The 25,737-nt window shown below is 65.5% G+C and carries 22 protein-coding genes and 1 tRNA gene; 17 read left to right on the top strand and 6 right to left on the bottom strand.

Annotation, left to right across the window (positions count from 1 at the left end; all coding sequences use genetic code 11):
• Window positions 1-105 precede the first annotated feature (105 nt).
• From rsmB to DIE11_RS22180, 10 genes are all read left to right on the top strand, one after another.
• Entirely contained in the window at window positions 106-1,494 is a 1,389-nt protein-coding gene (gene rsmB, locus DIE11_RS22225) for a 16S rRNA (cytosine(967)-C(5))-methyltransferase RsmB (RefSeq protein ID WP_124627050.1), read from the top strand.
• Entirely contained in the window at window positions 1,491-2,081 is a 591-nt protein-coding gene (locus DIE11_RS22220; protein ID WP_059607510.1) for a DUF4390 domain-containing protein, read from the top strand. Before rsmB ends, DIE11_RS22220 begins: the two co-directional genes overlap by 4 nt.
• Window positions 2,071-4,485 carry a sensor histidine kinase EsaS gene (gene esaS / locus DIE11_RS22215; RefSeq protein WP_124627048.1) on the top strand — a complete coding sequence of 805 codons (2,415 nt, stop codon included), beginning with the start codon at window positions 2,071-2,073 and terminating at the stop codon, window positions 4,483-4,485. The genes DIE11_RS22220 and esaS overlap by 11 nt, the downstream gene beginning before the upstream one ends.
• Window positions 4,486-5,187: a response regulator transcription factor EsaR gene (gene esaR, locus DIE11_RS22210; RefSeq protein WP_059607505.1), complete on the top strand. Its 702-nt coding sequence runs from the start codon at window positions 4,486-4,488 to the stop codon at window positions 5,185-5,187.
• 60 nt (window positions 5,188-5,247) lie between these two features.
• Window positions 5,248-5,323, top strand: a tRNA-Phe gene (locus DIE11_RS22205).
• Between the two features lie 351 nt (window positions 5,324-5,674).
• Window positions 5,675-6,409 carry a 7-cyano-7-deazaguanine synthase QueC gene (queC, locus tag DIE11_RS22200; protein ID WP_059607503.1) on the top strand — a complete coding sequence of 245 codons (735 nt, stop codon included), beginning with the start codon at window positions 5,675-5,677 and terminating at the stop codon, window positions 6,407-6,409.
• A 75-nt stretch (window positions 6,410-6,484) separates the two neighbouring features.
• The gene (queE, locus tag DIE11_RS22195; protein ID WP_059468636.1) at window positions 6,485-7,117 is read left to right on the top strand and encodes a 7-carboxy-7-deazaguanine synthase; all 633 of its coding nucleotides are present in this window, start codon (window positions 6,485-6,487) and stop codon (window positions 7,115-7,117) included.
• Window positions 7,118-7,135: 18 nt separating this feature from the next.
• Window positions 7,136-7,588, top strand: a complete 453-nt coding sequence (queD, locus tag DIE11_RS22190) for a 6-carboxytetrahydropterin synthase QueD (RefSeq protein ID WP_044847357.1) — start codon at window positions 7,136-7,138, stop codon at window positions 7,586-7,588.
• A 294-nt stretch (window positions 7,589-7,882) separates the two neighbouring features.
• Window positions 7,883-8,668 carry an HpcH/HpaI aldolase/citrate lyase family protein gene (locus DIE11_RS22185; protein ID WP_124627046.1) on the top strand — a complete coding sequence of 262 codons (786 nt, stop codon included), beginning with the start codon at window positions 7,883-7,885 and terminating at the stop codon, window positions 8,666-8,668.
• Window positions 8,665-9,438 (top strand): tetratricopeptide repeat protein, encoded by a 774-nt coding sequence (locus DIE11_RS22180; protein WP_124627043.1) that lies wholly within the window; start codon window positions 8,665-8,667, stop codon window positions 9,436-9,438. The genes DIE11_RS22185 and DIE11_RS22180 overlap by 4 nt, the downstream gene beginning before the upstream one ends.
• A 110-nt stretch (window positions 9,439-9,548) precedes the next feature.
• On the opposite strand, the gene rodA is transcribed toward DIE11_RS22180, so the two are convergent.
• The 5 genes from rodA to DIE11_RS22155 form a co-directional block, all read right to left on the bottom strand.
• Complete coding sequence (gene rodA, locus DIE11_RS22175) at window positions 9,549-10,697, bottom strand: rod shape-determining protein RodA (protein ID WP_059448422.1); 1,149 nt, start codon at window positions 10,695-10,697, stop codon at window positions 9,549-9,551.
• 11 nt (window positions 10,698-10,708) lie between these two features.
• On the bottom strand, window positions 10,709-12,994 hold the full coding sequence (gene mrdA, locus DIE11_RS22170) for a penicillin-binding protein 2 (RefSeq protein ID WP_124627041.1): 2,286 nt from the start codon (window positions 12,992-12,994) through the stop codon (window positions 10,709-10,711).
• 109 nt (window positions 12,995-13,103) lie between these two features.
• Window positions 13,104-13,616: a rod shape-determining protein MreD gene (gene mreD / locus DIE11_RS22165; RefSeq protein ID WP_009687274.1), complete on the bottom strand. Its 513-nt coding sequence runs from the start codon at window positions 13,614-13,616 to the stop codon at window positions 13,104-13,106.
• On the bottom strand, window positions 13,613-14,680 hold the full coding sequence (mreC, locus tag DIE11_RS22160) for a rod shape-determining protein MreC (RefSeq protein WP_124627039.1): 1,068 nt from the start codon (window positions 14,678-14,680) through the stop codon (window positions 13,613-13,615). Before mreC ends, mreD begins: the two co-directional genes overlap by 4 nt.
• A gap of 127 nt (window positions 14,681-14,807) precedes the next feature.
• Window positions 14,808-15,851: a rod shape-determining protein gene (locus DIE11_RS22155; RefSeq protein ID WP_004189550.1), complete on the bottom strand. Its 1,044-nt coding sequence runs from the start codon at window positions 15,849-15,851 to the stop codon at window positions 14,808-14,810.
• Window positions 15,852-16,217: 366 nt separating this feature from the next.
• Here DIE11_RS22155 and gatC point away from each other — a divergent pair, with 366 nt between their 5' ends.
• From gatC to DIE11_RS22125, 6 genes are all read left to right on the top strand, one after another.
• On the top strand, window positions 16,218-16,517 hold the full coding sequence (gene gatC, locus DIE11_RS22150; RefSeq protein WP_006407213.1) for an Asp-tRNA(Asn)/Glu-tRNA(Gln) amidotransferase subunit GatC: 300 nt from the start codon (window positions 16,218-16,220) through the stop codon (window positions 16,515-16,517).
• A 66-nt stretch (window positions 16,518-16,583) separates the two neighbouring features.
• On the top strand, window positions 16,584-18,074 hold the full coding sequence (gatA, locus tag DIE11_RS22145; RefSeq protein WP_124627037.1) for an Asp-tRNA(Asn)/Glu-tRNA(Gln) amidotransferase subunit GatA: 1,491 nt from the start codon (window positions 16,584-16,586) through the stop codon (window positions 18,072-18,074).
• A 4-nt stretch (window positions 18,075-18,078) separates the two neighbouring features.
• On the top strand, window positions 18,079-19,551 hold the full coding sequence (gatB, locus tag DIE11_RS22140) for an Asp-tRNA(Asn)/Glu-tRNA(Gln) amidotransferase subunit GatB (RefSeq protein ID WP_059678975.1): 1,473 nt from the start codon (window positions 18,079-18,081) through the stop codon (window positions 19,549-19,551).
• A gap of 126 nt (window positions 19,552-19,677) precedes the next feature.
• A complete protein-coding gene (locus tag DIE11_RS22135) occupies window positions 19,678-20,517 on the top strand; it encodes a PPK2 family polyphosphate kinase (protein WP_059607488.1) in 840 nt (279 codons plus the stop codon).
• 49 nt (window positions 20,518-20,566) lie between these two features.
• Window positions 20,567-21,337: an exodeoxyribonuclease III gene (locus tag DIE11_RS22130; RefSeq protein ID WP_124627035.1), complete on the top strand. Its 771-nt coding sequence runs from the start codon at window positions 20,567-20,569 to the stop codon at window positions 21,335-21,337.
• A 135-nt stretch (window positions 21,338-21,472) separates the two neighbouring features.
• A complete protein-coding gene (locus DIE11_RS22125) occupies window positions 21,473-23,257 on the top strand; it encodes an ATP-dependent endonuclease (protein ID WP_124627032.1) in 1,785 nt (594 codons plus the stop codon).
• Window positions 23,258-23,500: 243 nt separating this feature from the next.
• Here DIE11_RS22125 and DIE11_RS22120 read toward each other — a convergent pair whose 3' ends face one another.
• Window positions 23,501-24,553, bottom strand: coding sequence for an NAD(P)-dependent alcohol dehydrogenase (locus DIE11_RS22120; protein WP_059607484.1), 1,053 nt, complete (start codon window positions 24,551-24,553; stop codon window positions 23,501-23,503).
• A gap of 227 nt (window positions 24,554-24,780) precedes the next feature.
• Here DIE11_RS22120 and DIE11_RS22115 point away from each other — a divergent pair, with 227 nt between their 5' ends.
• The gene (locus tag DIE11_RS22115; protein ID WP_124627031.1) at window positions 24,781-25,725 is read left to right on the top strand and encodes an AraC family transcriptional regulator; all 945 of its coding nucleotides are present in this window, start codon (window positions 24,781-24,783) and stop codon (window positions 25,723-25,725) included.
• Window positions 25,726-25,737: the final 12 nt, after the last annotated feature.

Here is a 25,737-nt window from a genome sequence, read left to right as displayed (position 1 = left end):
AGGGGCCGCATGATCGCACGCTACAATGCGCGGTTTGGAATCGCGGCGGCCACGCGGCCGCTGGGTTCCCGCCGCTCGCGGCACCCGTTTGCCGATTTTGCTCCGATGACACGAACCCGCTCCTCCGCTCAGTCTTCCTCCGGCCGCGCCGCGCGCCTGCCCGCGCTGCATCTCGCGCCCGATTCGCTGGGCTTCGCGCTCGACGCGGCCGCGCAGGCCGTCGATGCGGTGCGGCGCGGCACCGCGCTGCCGGCGGCACTGGCCACGGTGTTCGCGCAGATGCCGGCCGGCGCGCAGGCGCTGGCGCGCGGCGCGACGCAGGACGTCGCGTACCGGACGATGCGTCGTCTCGGCGGTGCGGATTGGCTGATCGGCCGGCTGGTCAGCAAGGCGCCGCCCGCGCATGTGCATGCGGTGCTCGCCGGTGCGCTTGCGCTGCTGCTCGATCCGGAGGACGCGGCCGCGTATCCGGCATTCACCATCGTCGACCAGGCCGTCACCGTGATCGGCGCACGGCGCGAATTTGCGTTCGCGAAGGGGCTGGTCAACGCCGTGCTGCGGCGTTTCCAGCGTGAGCGCGACGCGCTCGTCGCGGCGATGCAGAACGATCCCGTCGCACGCTGGAATTACCGCACTTGGTGGGTCGATGCGGTGAAGCATGCGTGGCCGGAAGCCTGGCAGACGATTCTTGCGGCCGGCGAGCGCCAGGGTCCGCTGACGCTGCGCGTGAACGCGCGCCGCGCAACCGTCGATGCGTATCTCGATACGCTGCGCGCGAGCGGAATCGAAGCGACCGGGATCGGCCGCCATGCGGTGCGGCTCGCGTCGGCGCTGCCGGTTGACCGCATTCCGGGCTTTGCCGACGGCGTCGTGTCGGTGCAGGACGCTGGTGCGCAGCTTGCGGCCGAATGGCTCGGTGCGCGCGACGGCATGCGCGTGCTCGACGCGTGCGCGGCACCGGGCGGCAAGACCGGGCATATCCTCGAGCTGGCCGACGCCGAAGTCGTCGCACTCGAAAGCGACGCGACCCGCGCGGCGCGCATCGGCGAGAACCTCGCGCGCCTGTCTCTCGCGGCGGACGTGCGCGTGGGCGACGCGGGCGCGCCGGACGCGTGGTACGACGGCCGTCCGTTCGACCGCATCCTGGCCGACGTGCCGTGCTCGGCGTCCGGCATCGTGCGTCGTCATCCCGACATTCGCTGGCTGCGCCGCGAAGCCGATATTGCCGCGCTCGTCGCGGAGCAGCGCCGCATCCTGACAGCGTTGTGGCCGCTCGTGAAGCCGGGCGGCGAACTGCTCTACGTGACCTGTTCGATCTTCCCCGAGGAGGGTGAGTTGCAGGCTCGCTGGTTTGAAGCGGCCTGTGAAGATGCGGTACGATTGGACGCGCCCGGCCAACTGCTGCCGGGCGGCGTGCACGGCGGGGCGGCCGGCGCACTCGACCAGAACACCGATCACGACGGATTCTTCTACGCGCGGTTTCAGAAACGGTGACGATCAAACACCTTTTTCCACTTCGGCTCGCGGCCGTCCTGCTGGTCGCGTTGGCGCTGTGCCTGACTGTCGTTCGGCCGGCGCGTGCCGAGTCGATCGCCGTGCAGCGCGCATCGCTGCAGGCTGACGGAAGCGGCTGGAGCCTCGATGCCCGCTTCGATTTCGAGCTGAATCCGAACCTCGAGGATGCCGTCAACAAGGGCATCCCGCTTTACTTCACGACCGATTTCGAACTGGGCCGCGCGCGCTGGTACTGGTTCGACGAGCAGCCGGTGTCGGTGTCGCAGACGATCCGCCTGTCGTTCCAGCCGCTCACGCGCGAATACCGCGTGTCGACGGGCGGGCTGCAACTCGGCTTCCCGTCGCTGAAGGACGCGCTCGCGGTCGTCCGGCACATCACGTCGTGGCACGTGATCGACCGCAACCAGGTGCGTGCCGGCGAAACCTACACCGCCTCGGTGCGGATGCAACTCGATACGGCGCTGATGCCGAAGCCGTTCCAGGTCGACGCGGTGAACAACCGCGACTGGACGCTCGGGTCGGACTGGAAGCGCTTCACTTTCACGGTGACCGAACGTGCTAAATAAAGTGCGCCGCGCGGCCAGCGGGAAGAGCCTCCTCGTTCGTGTGATCGTCTCGACCGTCGCGCTCACGGCGCTGCTGCTGCTCGTGCTGCTCGCGGCCGCGAGCGCGAACACCGAATTCTTCGACCGCTACTACTCGTGGCTGTACGCGATGAACATCATCGTCGCGCTCGTGTTCCTGCTGGTGGTGCTCGGGCTGATCGGGATGATCGTCGTGCGCCTGAGGAAGGGCAAGTTCGGCACGCGGCTGCTCGCGAAGCTCGCGGTGTTCTTCGCGCTCGTTGGCGTGGTGCCGGGCGGGATCATTTATATCGTGTCGTACCAGTTCGTGTCGCGCAGTATCGAGTCGTGGTTTGACGTGAACGTCGAGACCGCGCTGACCGCCGGCCTGAACCTCGGCCGCGGGATGCTCGACGCGTCGCTGTCCGACCTGCAGACGAAGGCGCGGCTGATGTCGGACCAGCTCGCGAGCGTCGATGCGAACACGAACGGCACGACACTCACGCTCTTGCGCCTGCGCGACCAGTTCGGCGTGCAGGATGCGACGATCGTCGAGCCGAGCCGCGGCGGCTCCGGCGCGGCGCCCGACCTGCACATCGTCGCGCAGGCATCGGGCAATTTCGCCGCGCTGATTCCGGACGACCTGCCGACTCCGCTGATGCTGAGCCAGGCGCGCGAACACGGCGCGTACGCGGCGATCGAGGGCGAGGTCGACGGCGACCCGCGCACGCACGGCGCGAAGGGCGCGCTGCGGCTGCGCGTCGTGCGGCCGATACCCGATGCGACGACGTCGCTGCTGCAACCGGCGGAGCGATTCCTGCAGCTCACCCAGCCGGTGCCGCCCACGCTCGCGCACAACGCCGACGCGGTGCAGCGCGCGTATCGCGAATATCAGGAAAAAGCGCTCGGCCGCACCGGGCTGCGCAAGATGTACATCGGCACGCTGACGCTCGCGCTGTTCCTCGCGACCTTCATTGCGATGATGCTCGCGCTCGCGCTCGGCCAGCAGCTCGCGCGGCCGCTGTTCCTGCTCGCGCAGGGCACGAAGGAGATCACCGAAGGCGACTACACGCCGAAGCGCGAGATCAAGTCGCGCGACGAGCTCGGCTTCCTCACGCAGTCGTTCAACGCGATGACGCGCCAGTTGTCCGAGGCGCGGCAGGCGGTCGAGAAGAACCGGATCGCGCTCGAGCATTCGAAGACGTATCTCGAGAGCATCCTCGCGAACCTGACGGCCGGCGTGTTCGTGCTCGATCGCCAGTTCCGGCTGACGACGGCCAACCGCGGCGCCGAGCGGATCTTCCGGCAGCCGTTCGGCGCGATGATCGGCACGGCGCTCGACCGGATCGGCGTCGTCGCGGAATTCGGCGCGATGGTGCGCAAGGCATTCGCCGATCGCGAAGCGGCTTCGGACGGCGGCAGCGGCGATCGCGGTCACTGGCAGCAGCAGTTCGCGATCGAGGTGCCGGGCGAAGCCGATCCACTGACCCTGCTCGTGCGCGGCACACGCCTCGTGTCGACGGTCGAGGGCGAGGCCGACGATCCACAGACGTCCGGCTACGTCGTCGTCTTCGACGACATCTCCGACGTGATTTCCGCGCAGCGTTCGGTCGCATGGGGCGAGGTCGCGCGGCGGCTCGCGCACGAGATCAAGAACCCGCTGACGCCGATCCAGCTGTCGGCCGAGCGGTTGCAGATGAAGCTGTCCGACAAGCTCGCGCCGCCCGATGCGGACGTGCTCAAGCGCGGCGCGACGATGATCGTCAACCAGGTGGCCGCGATGAAGCGGATGGTCGACGATTTCCGCGAATATGCGCGCACGCCGCCGGCGGTGCTCGCGAACCTGCAGCTGAACGAACTGGCAAGCGAGGTGCTCGGGTTGTATGGTGTCGGCGAAGGCAAGAGCGCAATCGTCGCCGAACTCGCGCCGTCGCTGCCGGTGATTCGCGGCGACGCGACGCAACTGCGCCAGGTGATTCACAACCTGCTGCAGAACGCGCAGGACTCGGTCGCGGAAGTCGCGCATCCGCGTGTGTTGATCGAAACCAAGACAGTAGAATATGGCGACCCCGACGCCGAGGGCAAAACGCGCGTCGCGGTCCGTCTTACCGTGTCCGACAACGGGCCCGGTTTTCCGGCACGCATCCTGACCCGTGCGTTCGAGCCTTACGTGACGACGAAGGCGAAGGGCACGGGGCTCGGGCTGGCCACGGTCAAGAAAATCGTCGACGAGCACGGCGCGCGGATCGATCTGCGCAATCGCATGCACGGCGAGACCGTCGAGGGTGCGCAGGTGTCGATCCTGTTCCTGCAGATGGCGAGCGATACGCCAGGCGCCGAATCCGGCGCGCAGGGCGGGACGGCTCCCGCCAAGACAAAAGCAAGTATGCAGACAAAGGCAGCGTAAATGGCAACCATCCTGGTGGTAGATGATGAAATGGGCATCCGGGAATTGCTCTCGGAGATCCTCAGCGATGAAGGACATGTCGTCGAGGCGGCGGAGAACGCGCAGGCCGCGCGGGAATACCGCCTGAATCAGGCGCCCGATCTCGTGCTGCTCGATATCTGGATGCCCGATACCGACGGCGTCACGCTGCTCAAGGAATGGGCGGCGCAGGGCCTGTTGACGATGCCCGTGATCATGATGTCCGGGCACGCCACGATCGACACGGCCGTCGAGGCGACGAAGATCGGCGCACTCGATTTCCTCGAGAAGCCGATCGCGCTGCAGAAGCTGCTGAAGTCCGTCGAGCACGGTCTCGCGCGCGGCGCGGCGCCGGTGTCCGTCAACGCGGCCGCGAAAGCCGGTGTCGGGCAAGCATCGGGGCAGGCGGCAGTCGCATCCGCGGCCGCGCTGCCGACGCTCGGCGACGACATGGCCACGGCGCTCGGCCTCGCGGGCCAGACGGCCGCGATTCCGTTCGACATCCCGTTGCGCGAAGCGCGCGACGCATTCGAGCGCGCGTACTTCGAATATCACCTCGCACGCGAGAACGGCAGCATGACGCGCGTCGCGGAAAAGACGGGCCTCGAGCGCACGCACCTCTATCGCAAGCTCAAGCAGCTCGGCGTCGAGCTCGGCAAGAAACCGTCCGAAGGCGCCGCATAAAATATTTCGCGAAAACACTTGCTCAGGAACGAATAGCTCGATATACTTTCATTCTTCGTTGGCCCGGTAGCTCAGTTGGTAGAGCAGCGGATTGAAAATCCGCGTGTCGATGGTTCGATTCCGTCCCAGGCCACCAGCATTTAAAACCCCAAGAATCGGAAGGTTCTTGGGGTTTTTCGTTTGTGGTGGGTATTGCGTGTCGTGGGCGGCGTGCCCGGCAGCATTTGCCGGGGCATGATAAAATCCGTGCCCGCTCAATGACTTAGCGCATCGCTTCATGCGCATGGCCGGTCGCCCGTGGCGCGCCTGCCGTGGTGCGCGGCAACGATGCCGCGCGATGAGCGGTATAAGCGCGCCGCCGCATTCGCGGCTGACCGCGCTGCCTATACTGGTCGGGCCGGCGCAGGCCGGCCGCGTCGGGCCGCCCGGCGGCAGCCGGCCTCGGGGCGCAGTGCGACGCGAGCCTACACATTCACGGAGTATCACGGTGATTCGGACAGACGCTAAAGACGGCGCGCTCGTGTTGTTTTCCGGCGGGCAGGATTCCGCCACGTGCGTGGCCTGGGCCCTGGAACGCTACCAGACGGTCGAGACGCTCGGCTTCGATTACGGCCAGCGTCATCGCGTCGAACTCGAGTGTCGCGAAGGCGTGCGCGAAGCGCTGAAGCGCAAGTTTCCGGCGTGGTCGGACCGCCTCGGCGACGATCACATGATCGATCTGTCGGTGCTTGGCGCGATCAGCGATACCGCGATGACGCGCACGATCGAGATCGAGACCTCGGCGAACGGCTTGCCGAACACGTTCGTGCCGGGCCGCAACCTGCTGTTCATGACGATCGCGGCCGCGATCGCCTATCGCCGCGGTCTGCGCGTGCTGGTCGGCGGGATGTGCGAGACCGATTTCTCGGGCTACCCGGACTGCCGCGACGACACGATGAAGGCGCTGCAGGTCGCACTGAACCTCGGCATGGACACGCGCGTCGTGCTCGAGACCCCGCTGATGTGGCTGGACAAGGCGCAGACCTGGCAACTCGCCGAGCAACTCGGCGGGGAGGCACTGGTCGAACTGATCCGCGTCGAGACGCACACGTGCTACGTGGGCGAGCGCGCGGAACTGCACGACTGGGGCTTCGGCTGCGGCGAATGCCCGGCCTGCAAGCTGCGCAAGCGTGGCTACGAGGCCTACCTGAAGGGCGAGCGGGTGACCGAAGCGCCGCTGTGACGCGGGTGCGTCGGCGGCGCTGGATGAATAACGGATTCTGATCGACAACGAGCGGCGCAAGCCGGACGAAGCACGATGACTTACGCGGTCAAGGAAATTTTCTACACGTTGCAGGGCGAGGGCGCGAACGCGGGCCGTCCGGCCGTGTTCTGCCGGTTCGCCGGCTGCAATCTGTGGTCGGGCCGCGAAGAGGATCGTGCGGACGCCGTGTGCCGTTTCTGCGATACGGACTTCGTCGGCACCGACGGCGAGAACGGCGGCAAGTTCAAGGACGCCGAAGCGCTCGTCGCGACGATCGCCGGCCTGTGGCCGGACGGCGAAGCGCATCGCTTCGTCGTCTGCACGGGCGGCGAGCCGATGCTGCAGCTCGACCAGCCGCTCGTCGACGCGCTGCATGCAGCAGGCTTCGAGATCGCGATCGAGACCAATGGCTCGCTGCCGGTGCTCGAGACGATCGACTGGATCTGCGTGAGCCCGAAGGCCGACGCGCCGCTCGTCGTCACGAAGGGCAACGAACTGAAGGTCGTGATCCCGCAGGACAACCAGCGGCTGGCCGACTACGCGAAGCTCGATTTCGAGTATTTTCTCGTGCAGCCGATGGACGGCCCGTCGCGCGATCTCAATACGAAGCTCGCGATCGACTGGTGCAAGCGGCATCCGCAGTGGCGGCTGTCGATGCAGACCCACAAATATCTGAACATTCCCTGAGCCACGGCTTTTGACATCGTGCTGATTACCCGAAAACTCGAATTCGACGCGGGCCACCGCATTCCCGATCACCGCAGCCAGTGCCGGAACCTGCACGGCCATCGCTATGTGCTCGAAGTCACGCTGCGCGGCGATCTCGTCGATACCGAGGGGGCGCCCGACCGCGGCATGGTGATGGATTTCGCCGACGTGAAGGCGCTCGCGGTCGAGCACCTCGTCAACAAGTGGGATCACGCGTTCCTGGTCTACGCGCGCGACGAAGTCGTGCGCTCGTTCCTCGAGCAGATGGCCGACCACAAGACCGTCGTGCTCGACCGGATCCCGACCGTCGAAAACCTTGCGGCGATCGCATTCGACATCCTCGCGAACGTGTACGACGCGCACTACGGCGTGAACCTGCGCCTGGAACGTGTGCGTCTGTACGAAACGCCGAACTGCTGGGCCGACGTCGAGCGCCAGCCCGGCCGCTGATATTGCCCTTTCGGCAGCCTCGCCAACCGGTGCGGGCTGCCTGCCACCGCGCCGTGCGGCCTCGTCCGGCGCCGCTCCACTTGTTCCCACATTCCACGTAACGCCGCGCTATGATCGTTGCGTGGCACCGGAAAACGCATCCGCGCGACCCGCGCTGTCAGATCGGCCGCCTACGTCCGACCAACGTTCAGGGCCCCGGTCCGGCGCCGCCGTGCATGGCGGCCCGGCGTGTTACGCCCGCTTTGCTTGTTGCTTGTCCCGTTCGATTGCCGTTCCGTCCAGGAGGCCGTATCGATGAGCACGCTCACCAATTCCCTCAAACAACGTCTGCACGACGGCGACGAGCCGCTGTACGGCCTGTGGCTGTCGCTCGGCAGCGATTCGGCCGCGGAAGCGCTCGCGCACGCCGGCTACGACTGGCTCTGCATCGACATGGAGCACGCGCCGAACGACAGCCGCGACGTCGCGTCGCAACTGCGCGCGCTGGCGGCGGCGCACCTGCCGAGCGAGCCCGTGGTGCGCGTGCCGGGGCGCGAGCCGTGGCTCGTGAAGCGCGCGCTCGACGCCGGCGCGCGCACGCTGATGTTCCCGTGCATCGAGACGCCCGACGAGGCCGCGCACGCCGTGCGCCTCACGCGCTTCCCGTCGCCGGATTCCCCCGACGGGCTGCGCGGCGTGGCCGGCATGGTGCGTGCGGCGGCGTTCGGCATGCGCCGCGATTACCTGCAGACGGCGAATGCGCAGGTCGCGGTGATCGTGCAGATCGAATCGGCGCGGGGCATCGATGAAGTCGAGCGGATCGCCGCGACGCCGGGCGTCGACTGCCTGTTCGTCGGCCCGGCCGATCTGGCGGCGAGCCTCGGGCATCTCGGCGACAGCCGCCACCCGGACGTCGAAACCGCGATGGCGCGCGTGCTCGCGGCCGGCAAGCAGGCCGGCGTCGCGGTCGGCATCTTCGCGAACGATACGGCAACCGCGCGCCAGTATCGCGAGGCCGGCTACCGGATGATCACGCTGTCGGCCGACGTGAGCTGGCTGCTGCGTGCGACGCGCCAGGCGCTGCAGGAGGTGCGGTCATGAACGGCAGCGACGGCGCGGCGTCCGGACGCGCGCGGCGTACGGCCGGCGTACGCGGGCGCATCGGCGCGATGATCGGGCTGTGGGCCGTGTGCGTCGCGGCGGTCGCGCAGAATGCGCCGCATGCGAAGCCGGACCCGGCGCGCGAGACGCAATCGGCGGTGGCCGACTACAACGCCGGCGACTATCGCGCGGCGCTGGTGCAGTTCCACGATGCGGCCGAACGCGGCGACCGGCTCGCGCAGTTCAACTACGCGATGATGCTGCTCACCGGCGTCGGCGTGACCGCGAACGTCGACGAAGGGCTGCGCTGGCTGAAGCGGGCGGCCGACGCGAATATGTCGCATGCGCAGTACGTGTACGGGCGGATGTTCGACGACGGTGAGTTTGTCGCGCGCAATCCGGCCGAAGCGCACCGCTGGTTCCTGCGTGCGGCGAAGCAGGGGCACGTGCAGGCCGAGCTGTCGCTCGCGAACCAGTTCCTCGACGGGCGCGGCACGCAGCGCGACAACCGGCAGGCGTTCGCGTGGTACAAGCAGGCAGCCGACGCGGGCGAGCCGACCGCACAGTACGTGACCGCGTCGTTCTACGAGCGCGGCGGCGACGGCGTCACGCAAAACCTGAACATCGCGCGCGCGTATTACGCGGCCGCGGCCGCGCAGGGCGACGAGACGGCCGGGCTGAAATTCAAGGAGCTGAGCGCGCGCCTGAAGACGCAGGAGCCGGCATCGGGCGCCGGCGCGGACCACGGGAACCCGCGCGCGACGCCGTAGTGAGCGGGCGGCACGCACTGCATTCGACCTGCCCAATGAAAAACGGCGCACGAGGCGCCGTTTTTCATTGCCGCGACTGCTCCGCTGGCGACTGCGTGCCGTGCGCGGCGTCAGCTCTTCATCAGCCGCCGCTGTCGCCCGACGCTCATGATCATCCCGATCGCGATGCCGAGCGTCGTGAGCGCGGTGCCGCCGTAGCTCATGAACGGCAACGGCACGCCGACGACGGGCAGCACGCCACTCACCATCCCGATGTTGACGAACGCATAGACGAAGAACGCGAGCGTGAGCGAGCCCGCGAGCAGACGGCCGAACAGCGTCGCGCCCTGCGCGGCGATGTAGAGCCCGCGCGCGATCAGCGCCATGTAGAGCGTCAGCAGCACGAGGCCGCCGACGAGCCCCCATTCCTCCGAGAACACCGCGAAGATGAAGTCGGTATGTTTCTCCGGAATGAACTCGAGGTGGGCCTGCGTGCCCTTCAGGTAGCCCTTGCCGAGCACGCCGCCCGAGCCGATCGCGATCACGGCCTGGATCGTATGGAAGCCCTTGCCGAGCGGGTCGGAGGTCGGGTCGAGCAACGTGCACACACGGTGCTTCTGGTAGTCGTGCATCAGCGGCCACTGCACTTCGGGCTGGCAGATGCGCTCTTCGAACACGGCGATCGAGCCGACCGCGATCACGCCCGCGACGAGCACCGGCACGATCAGCTTGAACGACAGGCCGGCGAGGTAGATCACGAAGAAGCCGGCCGCGAACACGAGCAGGCCCGTGCCGAGATCGGGCTGCTTGGCGATCAACCCGACCGGCACCATCAGGATCCCGAACGCGGCGACGAAGTCGTACCAGCGCAGCCCGCCTTCGCGGCGCTGGTAATACCACGCGAGCATCAGCGGTGTCGCGATCTTGAGGATTTCCGACGGCTGGATCACGACGCCGACGTTCAGCCAGCGCTTCGCGCCCTTCTTGGTCATCCCGAACAGCGCGACCGCGACCAGCAGCGCGACCCCGAACGAATACAGCGGGACCGCGAAGCGCATCAGCGTCGTCGGCGGAATGTTGGCGATCACCCACATCAGCACGAACGTCAGCAGGATGTTGCGCAATTGGTCCTCGACGCGGCCCGGCATGTCGATCGACGCGCTGTACAGCGTGACGATGCCGACGCACAGCAGCAGGAACACGATGAGGGCGAGCGGGCGGTCGAAGCCCGCGAACATCTGCTTGATCTTGTCGAGCCAGGCGCGCTTGTCGAATTGCATGCCTTTCTCCGTTAATGAGCGGTGCCGGCGTTCGCCGCTTTCGCGGCGGCCGGGGCACGGGAGTTGTCGTCGCGCGGCGCGGTGGCGAGCGGCTGCGCGTCGCTGGCGGGCCGGCGAGGCCGGTGCGGGCGCCGGATCGGCGGCAGGCTCGCGGCCATCGGCGCTGCTGCGCTCGCGACGGCGGGCTGCGCCGCGCTTGCCCCGGCCGCACCCGATGCATCGGGCGCCGACGCGGCCGATGCCGCATCCGCCGCGCTGGCCGCGGCCGGCACGACGGGCTGGGGAAGCGCCTTGAAGCCGGCCGCGACGGACACGGTCTTCGAGGCATCGCCGATCACCGGCGCGTTGATCGGCTCGGTCGCAGACGCAGCGGCGGCGACGGCGGCCGCCTCGTTCTCCGGTTTCTGGCGATCGACGAGGTAGAAATCGAGCACGCGGCGCGCGATCGGGCCCGCGGCCTGCGCGCCCCAACCGCCGTTCTCGACGATCAGCGCGATGGCGATCTGCGGATGGTCGACCGGCGCGTACGCGATGAACAGCGCATGGTCGCGCAAGTGCTCGGCGAGCAGGTGGCCCTTATAGTTCGAGCCCTGCAGCGAGAACACCTGCGCGGTGCCGGTCTTGCCGGCCGCGAGGTACGGCGCGCCGCGGAACACCTTGTACGCGGTGCCGGACGGGTTCTCGATCACGTTCTCCATCCCGCGCTTCACCACGTCGATGTCGGCCTGCTTGAGCGGAATGGTTTCGCTTTCCTTCGGCACGGTCAGATGGCGCCCGCGCGTGATCGGATCCTCGACCTCCTTCACGAGGTGGGGCTTCATCACGACGCCGTTGTTCGCGAGCGTCGCGGTGGCGTGCGCGAGCTGCAGGATCGTGAACGAGTTGTAACCCTGGCCGATCCCGAGGCTGATCGTCTCGCCGTCGAACCACTTCTGCTGCGCGGCCTTCTTGAACGCCTTCTTCTTCCAGTCGGTCGACGGCAGGATCCCGCGCGCCTCGCCCTGGATGTCGATGCCGGTGATCTGGCCGAAACCGAACGGCTTCATGAAGTTCGCGATCGCGTTCACGCCGAGGTCGCGCGCGAGCATGTAGAAGTAGGTGTCGTTCGACACCATGATCGCCTTGTTCATGTCGACCCAGCCCTGGCCCGAGCGCACGTCGTTGCGGAACGTGTGACCACCGAACGTGAAGTAGCCGGGATCCTGGAAGCCCCAGCCCGGCGAGCGCTTGCCGAGCGTCAGGCCGGCCAGCGCCATGAACGGCTTGTACGTCGAGCCGGGCGGGTAGGTGCCGTGCAGCGGGCGGTTCAGGAGCGGCTTGTCGGTGGAGTTGTTCAGCTCGTCCCAGGTCTGCTGGTCGATGCCGTCGACGAACGAATTCGGGTCGAAGCTCGGCGACGACACGAACGCGAGCACGTCGCCCGACTTCGGCTCGATCGCGACGAGCGCGCCGCGCTTGCCGGCAAACGCCTGCTCGGCGACCTGCTGCAGCCCGATGTCGAGCGACAGCACGAGGTTGTTGCCGGGCGTCGCCTGCGTGCGCGACAGCGTGCGCACGGGCCGGCCGCCGGCCGTCACCTCGACTTCCTCGAAGCCCGTGAGGCCGTGCAGCTCGGTTTCGTAGCTCTGCTCGACGCCGATCTTGCCGATGTAGTCGGTGCCCTTGTAGTTGTTCGCGTCGCGACGCGGATCGTAGTGTTCCTGGTCGCTGTCGTTGTCGTCGCTGATCGCGTCGATGCGATCCTGGTCGCGCTTCGAGATCCGGCCGATGTAGCCGATCACGTGCGCGGCGGTCGTGCCGAGCGGATATTGGCGGAACAGGCGCGCGCGCACGTCGACGCCGGGGAAGCGGAAGCGCTGCGCGGTGAAGCGCGCGACTTCGGCGTCCGTGAGGCGCGTGCGGATCGGCAGGCTCTCGAAGTTCTTCGAGTCTTCCTGCAGCTTCTTGAAGCGGCGGCGGTCGCGCGCGTCGATCGGGATGATCGCGGACAGCTTGTCGATCGTGTTGTCGAGCGTGTCGTCGAGCTTCGATGGCGTGATCTCGAGCGTGTACGCCGAATAGTTTTTCGCGAGGACCACGCCGTTGCGATCGGTGATGATCCCGCGGTTCGGCACGATCGGCGCGACCGAGATGCGGTTTTCCTCGGCCTGCAGCGCGTATTTGCCGTGCTGCATCAACTGCAGGTAGAAGAAGCGGCTCGCGAGCAGCCCGAAGCAGACGAACACGAACACGCCCGCCGCCGCGACGCGCAGGCGGAACTTCGAGAGCTGCTGTTGGGTGTCGTTGAATTCGGTCATGCGGTTACGATCGATCTGGCCCGTGCGCGGCGACCACGCGCGGGCGAGGAGCTGCCCCGGAGCGCGGCGCGCGGGCGTGGGGGCGGCAGGTATTCAAGGTCGGTCCGGCTCAGATGGGGCGCGTATCGTCCGGGTCGACCGGGCGGCGTTGCGGCATCAGCAGCAGGTGGCTCGCGATCGGCCACAGCGCGGCCTCGACGAAGCCGTCCACCAGATAGCGCCAGCCGGGAAACGCGGCGCCCATCACGAGGCGGATCACGAACGGCACCAGCTGCGCGACGACGAGCAGCGGCGTGACGTACAGCACCTGTACTCCGATCGGCATCCACAGCACGCGGCGGTGGATCGTGATCGCGCCGTACGACAGCAGCGTATAGGCAAGCGCGTGCTCGCCGAGCAGCCCCGCGTCATGCACGTCCATCAGGATGCCGAGCGCGAACGCGACACCCATCCCGACCTTGCGCGGCTGGTGGATGTTCCAGAACAGCAGCACGAGCGCGACGAAGTCGGGCACGCCCGGCAGGCGGCCCCACGGCATCAGGTTCAGCAGGAACGCGGCGGCGAGGCTGAAGACGATGAAATACGGGTTGACCGGCTGCAGGATGTATTGCGGGCGGTTCATCGCTGGGCTCCTGGTTGCCCGGCCGCGGGCTTCGCGGGCGCGACGGCGGGCTTGGCCGGAGCGACGGGTGCCGACGGCGCGGGTTTCGCGCCGGGCGCGGCCGCGGCGGCCGCCTTCGCGTTCGCGTCGGCCTTTTCTGCCTTCTCGCCCTTCGCGGCGGCCTTGGCGCCCTTCTTGCCCTTCGCGTTCTTCTCGGCGGCCGGGTCGGGCTCGACCGGGCGCGGCGGGACGTCGTTCTGGTAGTGCAGCACGAGCATCTGGCGCGCGCCGCGCACGGCGGCGACCGGCGCGCAGGTCACGCGCGCGAATGCGGTATCGGCGAGCTTGTCGACGCGCACGACCTTCGCGACCGGCAGGCCCGGCGGGTACACGCCGTCGAGGCCGCTCGTGACGAGTTCGTCGCCGGCGACGAGGTCCGAGCTCGTCGGCACGAAGCGCAGGTCGAGCGAATCGCCCTTCGGCGTCCCGTAGATCACGCTGCGCAGGCCGGTGCGCAGCACCTGCACGGGGATCGCGAGATCGCGGTCGGTGATCAGCGTGACTTCGGCCTGCAGCGGGAACACGCGCGTGATCTGGCCGATCACGCCGTCCTCGCTGACGACCGGTGCGCCGTTCTGGATGCCTTGCTGCGAACCTTGCCCGATCACGATCTTCTGCGTGAACGGGTCGCTGGTGTCGTACTGGATTTCGACGGGCGTCGATTGCGTCGCTATGTGCTGGCGCAGCTCGAGCACCGCGCGCAGGTGCATGTTTTCCTGCGTGAGCACCGCAGCTTGGTTGGCCTGCGTGGACAGCTGCAGGTTGCGCTTGCGCAGCGCGTCGTTCTCGTGGCGCAGCGATGCACCCGTGACGGCGATGTCGGCCGCGCCCATGAACAAGTCACGCGGCACGAGCGCCGCGCGCTGCAGCGGGTACAGCACGGTGCCCAGCACGCCGCGGACGATTTCGAGCGTGCTGAAGCGCGCGTCCGACACGAGGAGCGCGATGGCGAGGGCGACGAAGAAGATGAGCCGCGCGAGCGCGGGCGGACCTTGCTTGAAGAGGGGCGGCGGACTGTATTCCATGGTCGGCGCCGGGCGCGTGGGATCGGTTAAATAATGCTCAGACGCGCAAACGGCGTGGCGGTTCGTTCTGAACGAGCGATCCGGCCACGCCGCGGGTGCGTCATATCAAACGGGACTGCTTAGGCGATCACTCGTACGAGAAGATGCTGCCCAGCTTGTCCATGCGCTCGAGCGCCATGCCCGAACCGCGTACGACGCAGGTGAGCGGATCTTCGGCGACGAGCACCGGCAGGCCGGTTTCTTCCGCGAGCAGGCGATCGAGGTCGCGCAGCAGCGCACCGCCGCCCGTGAGCATCATCCCGCGCTCGGCGATGTCGGCGCCGAGTTCCGGCGGCGTCTGCTCGAGCGCGATCTTCACCGACGACACGATCTGGTTCAGCGGATCGGTCAGTGCTTCGAGGATTTCGTTGCTGGAGATCGTGAAGCTGCGCGGAATGCCTTCCGACAGGTTGCGGCCCTTCACTTCCATTTCCTTGACTTCGGAGCCCGGGAACGCGGAGCCGATTTCCTTCTTGATCGCCTCGGCAGTCTGCTCGCCGATCAGCATCCCGTAGTTGCGGCGGATGTAGTTGACGATCGCCTCGTCGAACTTGTCACCACCGACGCGCACCGAGCCCTTGTACACGATGCCGCCAAGCGAGATCACGCCGACTTCCGTCGTGCCGCCGCCGATGTCGACGACCATCGAGCCGGTGGCTTCCGACACCGGCAGGCCCGCGCCGATCGCAGCCGCCATCGGCTCCTCGATCAGGTAGACCTGCGACGCGCCGGCGCCATGCGCGGCTTCCTTGATCGCGCGACGCTCGACCTGGGTCGAGCCGCACGGCACGCAGATGATGATGCGCGGCGACGGCGAGAACATGCGCGACTCGTGCGCCGTCTTGATGAACTGCTTGATCATCTGCTCGGTGACGGTGAAGTCGGCGATCACGCCGTCCTTCATCGGGCGGATCGCCTCGATGTTGCCCGGCACCTTGCCGAGCATCTGCTTGGCTTCCTTGCCGACCGCCTGGATCGTCTTCTTGCCGTTGGGGCCGCCTTCCTGGCGAATCGACACGACGGACGGCTCATCGAGCACGATGCCCTTGCCGCGCATGTAGATCAGGGTGTTTGCGGTGCCGAGGTCGATCGCCAGATCGTTGGAGAAGTAGCTGCGCAAAAAACCGAACATTCAGAATCCTGTTTCGCTCTGGGCCGGCCCTGCATAGCGAACGCTGAGGGCGGCAGCGGAAAAAATAACAGCCTCGGGAAGCGTGGCGGAAGCGGCCGCCGCGGCGCACGAAGCTGCGAGTGATGGCTACCGGGGATCGCACGAAGCACGCACGGCTTGCCGAAGCGGGGCGAAACGGTGCGGGAAAAGGCTGCCGGGTTTGGGTCGAACGCGTAATGATACCTTATAATTTCTCGGTATTTGAATCGAAACGGACGGTATTTTTGCCGCTTCGGCCCTGATTTTTGAGGGTGGGATCGCACCCTCCAACCCCCCGCCGCAGCGCAGTTTTCATGCGCTGCGCAGCCTTGTTTTTCCGGTGATCGCATGGCCCTGACCCTGACCGATGTGAAACGCATCGCGCACCTGGCGCGACTCGAAATGGCCGACGCCGACGCCGAGCATACGCTCGGCCAGCTCAATGAATTCTTCGGCCTCGTCGAGCAGATGCAGGCGGTCGACACCGCCGGCATCGCGCCGCTCGCCCACCCGATCGAACAGATCCAGGAAGTCGCGCAGCGCCTGCGCGACGACGCCGTGACGGAAGTCGTCAATCGCGACGACAACCAGCGTCCGGCGCCGGCCGTCCAGGACGGCCTCTATCTCGTGCCGAAGGTGATCGAGTAAGCATTCGATGACAAGCGCGCCGCCTTCGCGCCGCGCGCCACCCAGAATTCCCAGGAAAACCACTCAATGCACGCAAAAAGCCTGACCGAACTGCGCGCCGCGCTCGCCGCCAAGGAATGCTCGGCCGTCGAGCTCGCGCAGCTCTACCTGAAACGGATCGACGCGGCACGCGACCTGAACGCGTTCGTCCATGTCGACGCCGACCTCACCCTCGCGCAGGCGAAGGCCGCCGACGCCGAACTCGCGCGCGGCGCGGGCGGCGCGCTGACCGGCCTGCCGATCGCGCACAAGGACGTGTTCGTCACGCGTGGCTGGCGCTCGACCGCGGGCTCGAAGATGCTCGCGAACTACGAAAGCCCGTTCGACGCGACCGTCGTCGCCCGCCTGCAGGCGGCCGGCATGGTCACGCTCGGCAAGACCAACATGGACGAGTTCGCGATGGGCTCGTCCAACGAGAATTCGGCGTTCGGCGCGGTGAAGAACCCGTGGGACACGAACGCCGTGCCGGGCGGCAGCTCGGGCGGCAGCTCGGCCGCCGTCGCCGCGCGCCTCGCGCCGGCCGCGACCGGCACCGACACCGGCGGCTCGATCCGCCAGCCCGCGTCGTTCGCGGGCGTGACGGGCATCAAGCCGACCTACGGCCGCGTGTCGCGCTACGGGATGATCGCGTTCGCGTCGTCGCTCGACCAGGGCGGCCCGATGGCGCAGAGCGCGTCCGACTGCGCGCTGCTGCTGAACGCGATGGCCGGCTTCGACGAGCGCGACTCGACGAGCCTCGAGCGCGACGATGAAGACTTCACGCGCCACCTCGGCCAGCCGTGGGCGCCGGGCAACGATGCGGTCAAGCCGCTCGCGGGCCTGCGCATCGGCCTGCCGAAGGAATACTTCGGCGACGGCCTCGCCGACGACGTGCGCGCGTCGATCGACGCGGCGCTCAAGCAATACGAGGCGCTCGGCGCAACGCTCGTGCCGGTGTCGCTGCCGAAGACGGAACTGTCGATCCCCGTGTATTACGTGATCGCGCCGGCCGAGGCGTCGTCGAACCTGTCGCGTTTCGACGGCGTGCGCTTCGGCCACCGCGCCGCGCAGTACGGCGACCTGCTCGACATGTACAAGAAGTCGCGCGCCGAAGGCTTCGGCCCCGAGGTGAAGCGCCGGATCCTGGTCGGCACCTACGTGCTGTCGCACGGCTACTACGACGCGTACTACCTGCAGGCGCAGAAGATCCGCCGCATCATCGCGAACGATTTCCAGGAAGCGTTCAAGTCCTGCGACGTGATCATGGGCCCGGCGTCGCCGACGGTCGCATGGGATCTCGGTGCGAAGGGCGACGATCCGGTGCAGATGTATCTCGCGGATATCTACACGCTGTCGGTGAGCCTCGCAGGCCTGCCCGGCATGAGCGTGCCGTGCGGCTTCGGCGCCGGCGCGAACGAGAAGCGCCCGGTCGGTCTGCAGATCATCGGCAACTATTTCAACGAAGCCCGGATGCTGCAGGTCGCCGACGCGTTCCAGCGCGCGACCGACTGGCACAAGCAAGTTCCGGCGGGGGTGTAAGCATATGACTCAATGGGAAGTCGTCATCGGTCTCGAGACGCACGCGCAACTGTCGACCGTCTCGAAGATTTTCTCCGGCGCGTCGACGCAGTTCGGCGCCGAGCCGAACACGCAGGCCTGCCCGGTCGACCTGGCGCTGCCGGGCGTGCTGCCGGTGCTGAACCGCGGCGCGGTCGAACGCGCGATCCGCTTCGGCCTCGCGATCGGCTCGACCATCGCGCCGCGCAGCATCTTCGCGCGCAAGAATTATTTCTACCCCGATCTGCCGAAGGGCTATCAGATCAGCCAGTACGAGATTCCGGTCGTGCAGGGCGGCTCGATCACGATCCAGGTGCCCGCCAACGAAAAGGCCGGCAAGGAAGCGTACGAGAAGACGGTCAACCTGACCCGCGCGCACCTCGAGGAAGACGCGGGCAAGTCGCTGCACGAAGACTTCGCCGGTATGACGGGGATCGACCTGAACCGCGCGGGCACGCCGCTGCTCGAGATCGTCACCGAGCCGGAAATGCGTAGCGCGGCCGAGGCCGTGGCCTATGCGAAGGCGCTGCACGCGCTCGTCGTGTGGCTTGGCATCTGCGACGGCAACATGCAGGAAGGCTCGTTCCGCTGCGACGCGAACGTGTCGGTGCGGCCGGTCGGCCAGGAGAAGTTCGGCACGCGCGCCGAGATCAAGAACCTGAACTCGTTCCGGTTCCTCGAGGAAGCGATCAACTACGAAGTGCGCCGCCAGATCGAGCTGATCGAGGACGGCGGCGAAGTCGTGCAGGAAACGCGCCTCTACGATCCGGACAAGCGCGAGACGCGTTCGATGCGCAGCAAGGAAGACGCGCACGACTACCGCTACTTCCCCGATCCCGACCTGATGCCGCTCGTGATCGGCCAGGACTGGATCGAACGCGTGCAGTCCGGGATGCCCGAGCTGCCGGCCGCGATGCAGCAGCGCTTCGTCGAGCAGTACGGCGTGTCGGCGTACGACGCGGGCGTGCTGACGTCGAGCAAGGCGATGGCCGCGTATTTCGAGGCCGTGGTCGCAAAGGCCGGCGCGGCGAACGCGAAGATCGCCGCGAACTGGCTGATGGGCGACGTATCGTCGCAGCTGAACCGCGACGGCATCGAGATCGACGCGATTCCGGTATCGGCGGCCCAGCTCGCGCTCGTGCTGCAGCGCATCGCCGACGGCACGATCTCGAACAAGATCGCGAAGGAAATCTTCTCGACGATCTGGGACGAGAAGGCGACCGACGACGGCGCGGCCGACCGCATCATCGATGCGAAGGGGCTGAAGCAGATCTCCGACACCGGCGCGCTGGAGGCGATCATCGACGAGGTGCTCGCGGCGAACGCGAAGTCGGTCGAGGAATTCCGCGCGGGCAAGGAAAAGGCGTTCAACGCGCTGATCGGCCAGGCGATGAAGGCGACCAAGGGCAAGGCCAATCCGCAGCAGGTCAACGAGTTGCTGAAGAAGAAGCTCGGCTGAGCATGGCCGCGCGCCTGAACCGCGCCTGACGACGGGCCGCCGCCGAACCTGTTCGGGGCGGCCCGTCGTTTTGGTGCATGCGTTATCGTGTGCGCGTGTGCCTTGCACCGTCCAACGGAGGAACGAATGGCGAAACAACCGTCGCTCGACGATTTCCGCGTGCCGTACAGCACGCGCGAGAAAGAAGCCGCCGCATTCACGCTCGATGCGTTCGACCCGGCTGCGAAGCCGTTCTCGTCGGGGTCGAAGGATGCCGACCGCGAACGGCTGTCGGCCGTGTCGATCGAGCTCGACGTGCAGCAGGAACGTCTGCACACGCAGCAGAAGAAGCGCGTGCTGCTCGTGCTGCAGGGGATGGATACCAGCGGCAAGGACGGCACCGTGCGCGCCGTGTTCCGCGAGGTCGATCCGCTCGGCCTGCGCGTCGTGTCGTTCAAGGCGCCGACGCCGATCGAAGCCGCGCACGACTTCCTCTGGCGCGTGCATGCGCAAGCGCCGGCCGCGGGCGAGCTGGCGATCTTCAACCGCAGCCACTATGAAGACGTGCTCGTGCCGCGCGTGCTCGACGCGATCGACAGCAAGGAGTGCGAGCGCCGCTACCGGCAGATCCGCGATTTCGAGACGATGCTGGTCGAGAACGGCACGACCATCATCAAGTGCTTCCTGCACATCTCGAAGGACGAACAGCGCGCGCGGCTGCAGGCGCGTATCGACGATCCGACCAAGCACTGGAAGTTCGACATCTCCGATCTCGATGCGCGCAAGCGCTGGGACGCATATCAGTCCGCGTACCGCGACACGCTCGCCGCGACGTCGGCCGAGCATGCGCCGTGGTACGTGATCCCGGCGGACTCGAAGACGCACCGCAACGTGATGATCGCCGAGCTGCTGCTGCGCACGATGACCGACATGAAGCTGGAATTCCCGCTGCCGAAGCCCGAGCTCGAAGGCGTGAAGATCCGCTAGCCTGCGATCCTGTAACAACATCGAACTGAACTGAACAACGGAACCCGACATGATGCGAGTGATTACCGCCAACCTGAACGGCATCCGCTCCGCCGCGAAGAAGGGCTTCTTCGAATGGCTCGGCGAACAGAACGCCGATTGCGTGTGCGTGCAGGAAATCAAGGTATCGGCCGACGACCTGCCGGCTGAATTCGTCGAGCCGCACGGCTTCAGGAGCTACTTCCACCACGCCGAGAAGAAGGGCTACAGCGGCGCGGGCGTGTACAGCCGCCACGAGCCCGATGACGTGATCATCGGCTTCGGCAGCAGCGAATTCGATTCCGAGGGGCGCTACGTCGAGGCGCGCTACGGCAAGCTGTCGGTCGTGTCGGTGTACGTGCCGTCCGGCTCGAGCGGCGAAGAGCGCCAGCAGGCGAAGTACCGCTTCATGGACGAATTCATGCCGCACCTCGCCGAGCTGAAGAAGAAGCGCGAGGTGATCCTGTGCGGCGACGTGAACATCGTCCACAAGGAAATCGACATCAAGAACTGGAAGAGCAACCAGAAGAACTCGGGCTGCCTGCCGGAAGAACGCGAGTGGCTCACGAAGCTGTTCGACGATGTCGGCTACGTCGACGTGTTCCGCACGCTCGACCAGCGCCCCGAGCAGTACACGTGGTGGAGCAACCGCGGCCAGGCGTATGCGAAGAACGTCGGGTGGCGGATCGATTACCAGATCGCGACGCCCGGCGTGGCCGGTACCGCGAAAAGCACGTCGATCTTCAAGGACATCAAGTTCAGCGATCACGCGCCGCTGACGGTGGATTACGACTACAAGTGATCGTTAAGGCGCGGAAGTACGCGCCGTTAGCTTTATCGAAGGTAGGTGCTCCAGTGAGTGAGGCGGGCACACTGATGTAGCGCTGGGGTCGTGCGGGGTAGCACGGGCGTCGTTCAAAAGGTTGCGATAAAAATCATGCCGATAGACCATATAAAGGTAAAAAATTTCCGCTCTCTTGCTGACGTGTCAGTAGATGCTAAAGCGTTGACTGTATTCGTTGGCTGCAATGACGAGGGCAAATCAAATTTGCTGCGTGCACTCGATTTATTTTTCAATGGGACGAATGGTCGTTACGATTTCAAGTGGGATCGGGACTATAGTGGGTATGCTCGCGTGGTTAAGAACAAGGCCCCGCAAATCGAAATAGTATTAACATTCACTTTGCCGTACTCATTTAATGTGCGTCAGCAGGTGGTGTGGAAACGAGTGTGGCGACAACAAGGGCTTCACGGAGAACTCATCAGTCTTGCGGATGGTAGTGACCTACCTGGTCGTTCGAAGGCGTACGCATACCTCAAGGCGATGAGGTATGAGTATGTTCCTGCGATTAAAGGTCAAGAGTATTTTGAGTTGCTGCTGGGTTCGGTGCACGATATGTTGGATGCCACCGTCCAAAGCGATATTCGAGCGGCCGCCGCAAGTTTTACCGGTGAAATTCGCCGGCATACTGGAGGTATTCTTTCTGATTTGGAAGTGCAGCTTGGATTGAAATCAGATTTGGAACTTCCGAGTGATCTTAAGCAGCTCTTTACCGAACTCGAATTTCGATCGACGGTCGGGGATCGCCGGGTTGCGTTGTCTCAGAGAGGCGACGGAATTAAGGTGCGACATATTCCGATTATCTTGCGTTGGCTTGCGGAGCAAGCAAATCATCTGTCGGCACCAGGGCGGCCAAGGGTCGTAACGATCTGGGGGTATGAGGAACCTGAGAACAATCTCGAAACACGTCGATGTTTCGAGTTGGCTGAATTTTTTCTCGAAAATAGCGAAAAGACACAAACCTTTCTTACCACTCACTCTCCAGTGTTTTACTCAGTGATTCGATCATCCTCAAGTGATGAAATCGCGCTGGCTGAGGTCAAGCTTGGTGCTGGTGAGGGTACTCAAGTGACCCCTCGTTCGGTTGGGCAGCCGAGCGATGTGGAGGCTCTCCATTCTTCAATTGGTTTTTTGGAGTTGTTGGAGCCTCACGTTAGTGAGTGGCGGAAAAAGGTTGAGCGGTTGCAGGAGCGAATTGAGGAGGGGGTTGCGACAGACCACCCAACAATTTTTGTAGAGGGGCCTTCAGATAAAGCAATCATTGATACCATTCTGAAGACTCGATTCGATAAATCAAAGCATCTGCGTGTAATGTGTTCTGTGCGGAATGGCGGTGGGCATGGGTGGGTCAAAGATAGCTTGATCGCGTGGCACCATAGTCGCCCGCAAGCGCGAGCGGTTGGTTTGTTCGATGGCGATGATGCAAGTGTCCCGTCAATCGACGAGTTTCATGAGCTTGTCGAAAAGCGTGCGAACGGAAAAACCAAGGCATTTAAGCATAAAATGAAGGCTGATGGTTCTGCGCGCGAAGTGATCAAGGCAGGTGTCAGGCTTCAGTTTGCAATTGAAGAGCTTTGTCCGCGTGAACTGTGGGATGTGGCGAGTAAAAATGGCTGGCTTGAAGACCGAAGTGGGTTGACCCAATTTTACGGATTTCGAGAACATAACATCACATTCAATGATTGGCTTGCTGGAAAGCTTCCGGATTCAAGGCTGTTGATGCTTGCGAAGCAGCGCGTTGGGGAAGATTACAAAGAAAAGTTCTCAAATCTTGTTGTTGAGTCGCTGAAGGATGCAACGTGTTCGTTTGATTTTCAGCCGCTCGTGAAATTGGTTGAAGCTCTCGTTGAGCGAGTGGAGGTATCGTCTGCCGCGGCGTGATGAGAAATTTCTAATACGTTATTTGTTGTGATGGCCACGAATTTTCGTGGTTCATTGACTGGAATGGTCGATATTCAAGGATGTCAAGTTCAGTGGCGATGCACCGTTGACGATCGACTACGACTATAAGAGGTAACGCCTTCCGTCGCACATCGTTCGCGGCGCTGGAATCGAGAGACCTGATCGCCGGATGCAGAACGGGCCGCATGTCGAACATGCGGCCCGTTTCGTTTGGCGCGTGGCTTACTGCTTGATCGACGCCATGTCGATCACGAACCGGTACTTCACGTCGCTCTTCAGCATCCGCTCGTAAGCGGTGTTGATCTGCTGCATCGGAATCGTTTCGATATCCGACGTGATGCCATGCTTCGCGCAGAAATCGAGCATTTCCTGCGTCTCCGCGATTCCGCCGATCAGCGAGCCCGCGAGGCGGCGGCGCTTGAAGATCAGGTTGAACACCTGCGGCGACGGATGGTCGTGCTCCGGCGCGCCGACGAGCGTCATCGTGCCGTCGCGCTTGAGCAGGTGCAGGAACGGGTTCAGGTCGTGCTGCGCGGCGACCGTGTTCAGGATGAAATCGAAGCTGTTCAGGTGCGCGTTCATCTGCGCCTCGTCCTTCGAGATCACCACTTCATGCGCGCCGACGCGCTTGCCGTCCTCGATCTTCGACGGCGACGTCGTGAACAGCACGACGTGCGCGCCCATCGCGCGCGCGAGTTTCACGCCCATGTGGCCAAGCCCGCCGAGGCCGACGATCCCGACCTTCTTGCCGGGGCCGACGTTCCACTGGCGCAGCGGCGAATAGGTCGTGATCCCCGCGCACAGCAGCGGTGCGGCGCCGGCCGGGTCGAGCGTCTCGGGCACGCGCAGCACGAATGCCTCGTCGACGACGAGCTGCGTCGAATAGCCGCCGTACGTGACATCGCCGGTCACGCGATCCTGGCCGTTGTAGGTGCCGACGAAGCCGTTCTCGCAATACTGCTCGAGGCCTTCCGCGCAGCTCGGGCAGGTGCGGCACGAATCGACGAGACAGCCGACGCCGACCAGCTCGCCGACCTTGAAGCGCGACACCTGCGGGCCGGTCGCGGTCACGCGGCCGACGATTTCATGGCCCGGCACGACCGGATAGATCGTGTTGCGCCATTCGTTGCGGGCCTGATGCAGGTCCGAGTGGCAGACGCCGCAGTAGAGCACCTCGATCTGGACGTCGAGGTCGCGCAGCGCGCGGCGCTGGAATTCGAACGGGGCGAGCGGCGATTGCGCGTCGGTCGCCGCGTAAGCGTAGGTTGTGCTCATGCAGGGGCTCCTTGTCCGGGAAAACATCCGGCGAATCAGACTGCCGCCGCGTCATGTGGCGACGCGGCGAGACAGGTGCCCATCGTAAGGAGCGAGCCGCGTCGGCGAAATACACGAAGGTCTCGAAGATTTGCCTATTCCTCTCGAATTGCGCGCGAACGGCCGTAAAAATGCTTTCAAGGTGCTACATTGCGAGCCTGATTCTCTTGCAGGACAGGATGACGCCGATGAGCTTCCAGCCCCTTTCAGACGACGCGGGCGACCGTGTGCGGCGCCGCATGATCGAGCTGCATTCGCGTCTCGCACCGAACGACGGCGATACGCTGGCGGCGCTCGACGGCGTGCGCTTCATCCGCGTGAGCCGTCCGGTGCCGCGCATGCCGGTGCTGTACGAGCCGAGCATCATCGTCGTGTGCCAGGGTCGCAAGCTCGGCTATCTCGGCGATCGCTCGTTCGTCTACGACGCGCAGCAGTATCTCGTGCTGTCGGTGCCGCTGCCGTTCGAATGCGAGACCTTTGCGAGCATGGACGAGCCGTTTCTCGCGATCTCGATCCGCGTCGATCTCGCGGTGATCGCCGAGCTCGCGATCCTGCTCGACGAGACGCTCGGTGCGGCGGTCGGCGAGCCGCACGGCGTCTGTTCGACGCCGCTGGATGCGCCGCTCGCCGACGCGGTGGTGCGGCTGCTCGAAGTGCTCGCGTCGCCGCACGACACACGCGTGCTCGGGCCGGCGATCATGCGCGAGATCGCGTATCGCGTGCTGACGGGCGCGCAGGGCGACGCGATTCGCGCGGCGCTCGTTCAGCAACATCATTTCGGCCGCATCGCGAAGGCGCTGCGGCGCATCCATGCGGACCTGAAGGCCGATCTCGACGTCGAGACGCTCGCGCGCGAGGCCGGGATGAGCCTGGCGGTGTTCCATGCGCAGTTCAAGCACGTGACGGCGACGTCGCCGATGCAGTACGTGAAGGCCGCGCGCCTGCACCAGGCGCGGTTGATGATGGTGCAGGACGGTCTCGGGGCAGGTGCCGCCGCGGCGCGGGTCGGCTATGCGAGCGCATCGCAGTTCAGCCGGGAGTTCAAGCGGCTGTTCGGCCGCAGCCCGGGAGACGACGTGCGCTGGATGCGCGAAAGCGGCAGCCGGCCCGTCGAGTCGGAAGTCGGCGCGTAGCGCCCGGCCTCA

Source organism: Burkholderia sp. Bp9012 (assembly GCF_003853825.1).
Lineage (GTDB): Bacteria > Pseudomonadota > Gammaproteobacteria > Burkholderiales > Burkholderiaceae > Burkholderia > Burkholderia diffusa.
Note: the sequence above shows the minus strand (reverse complement) of the source record. Positions and strands in the feature narration are given on the sequence as shown.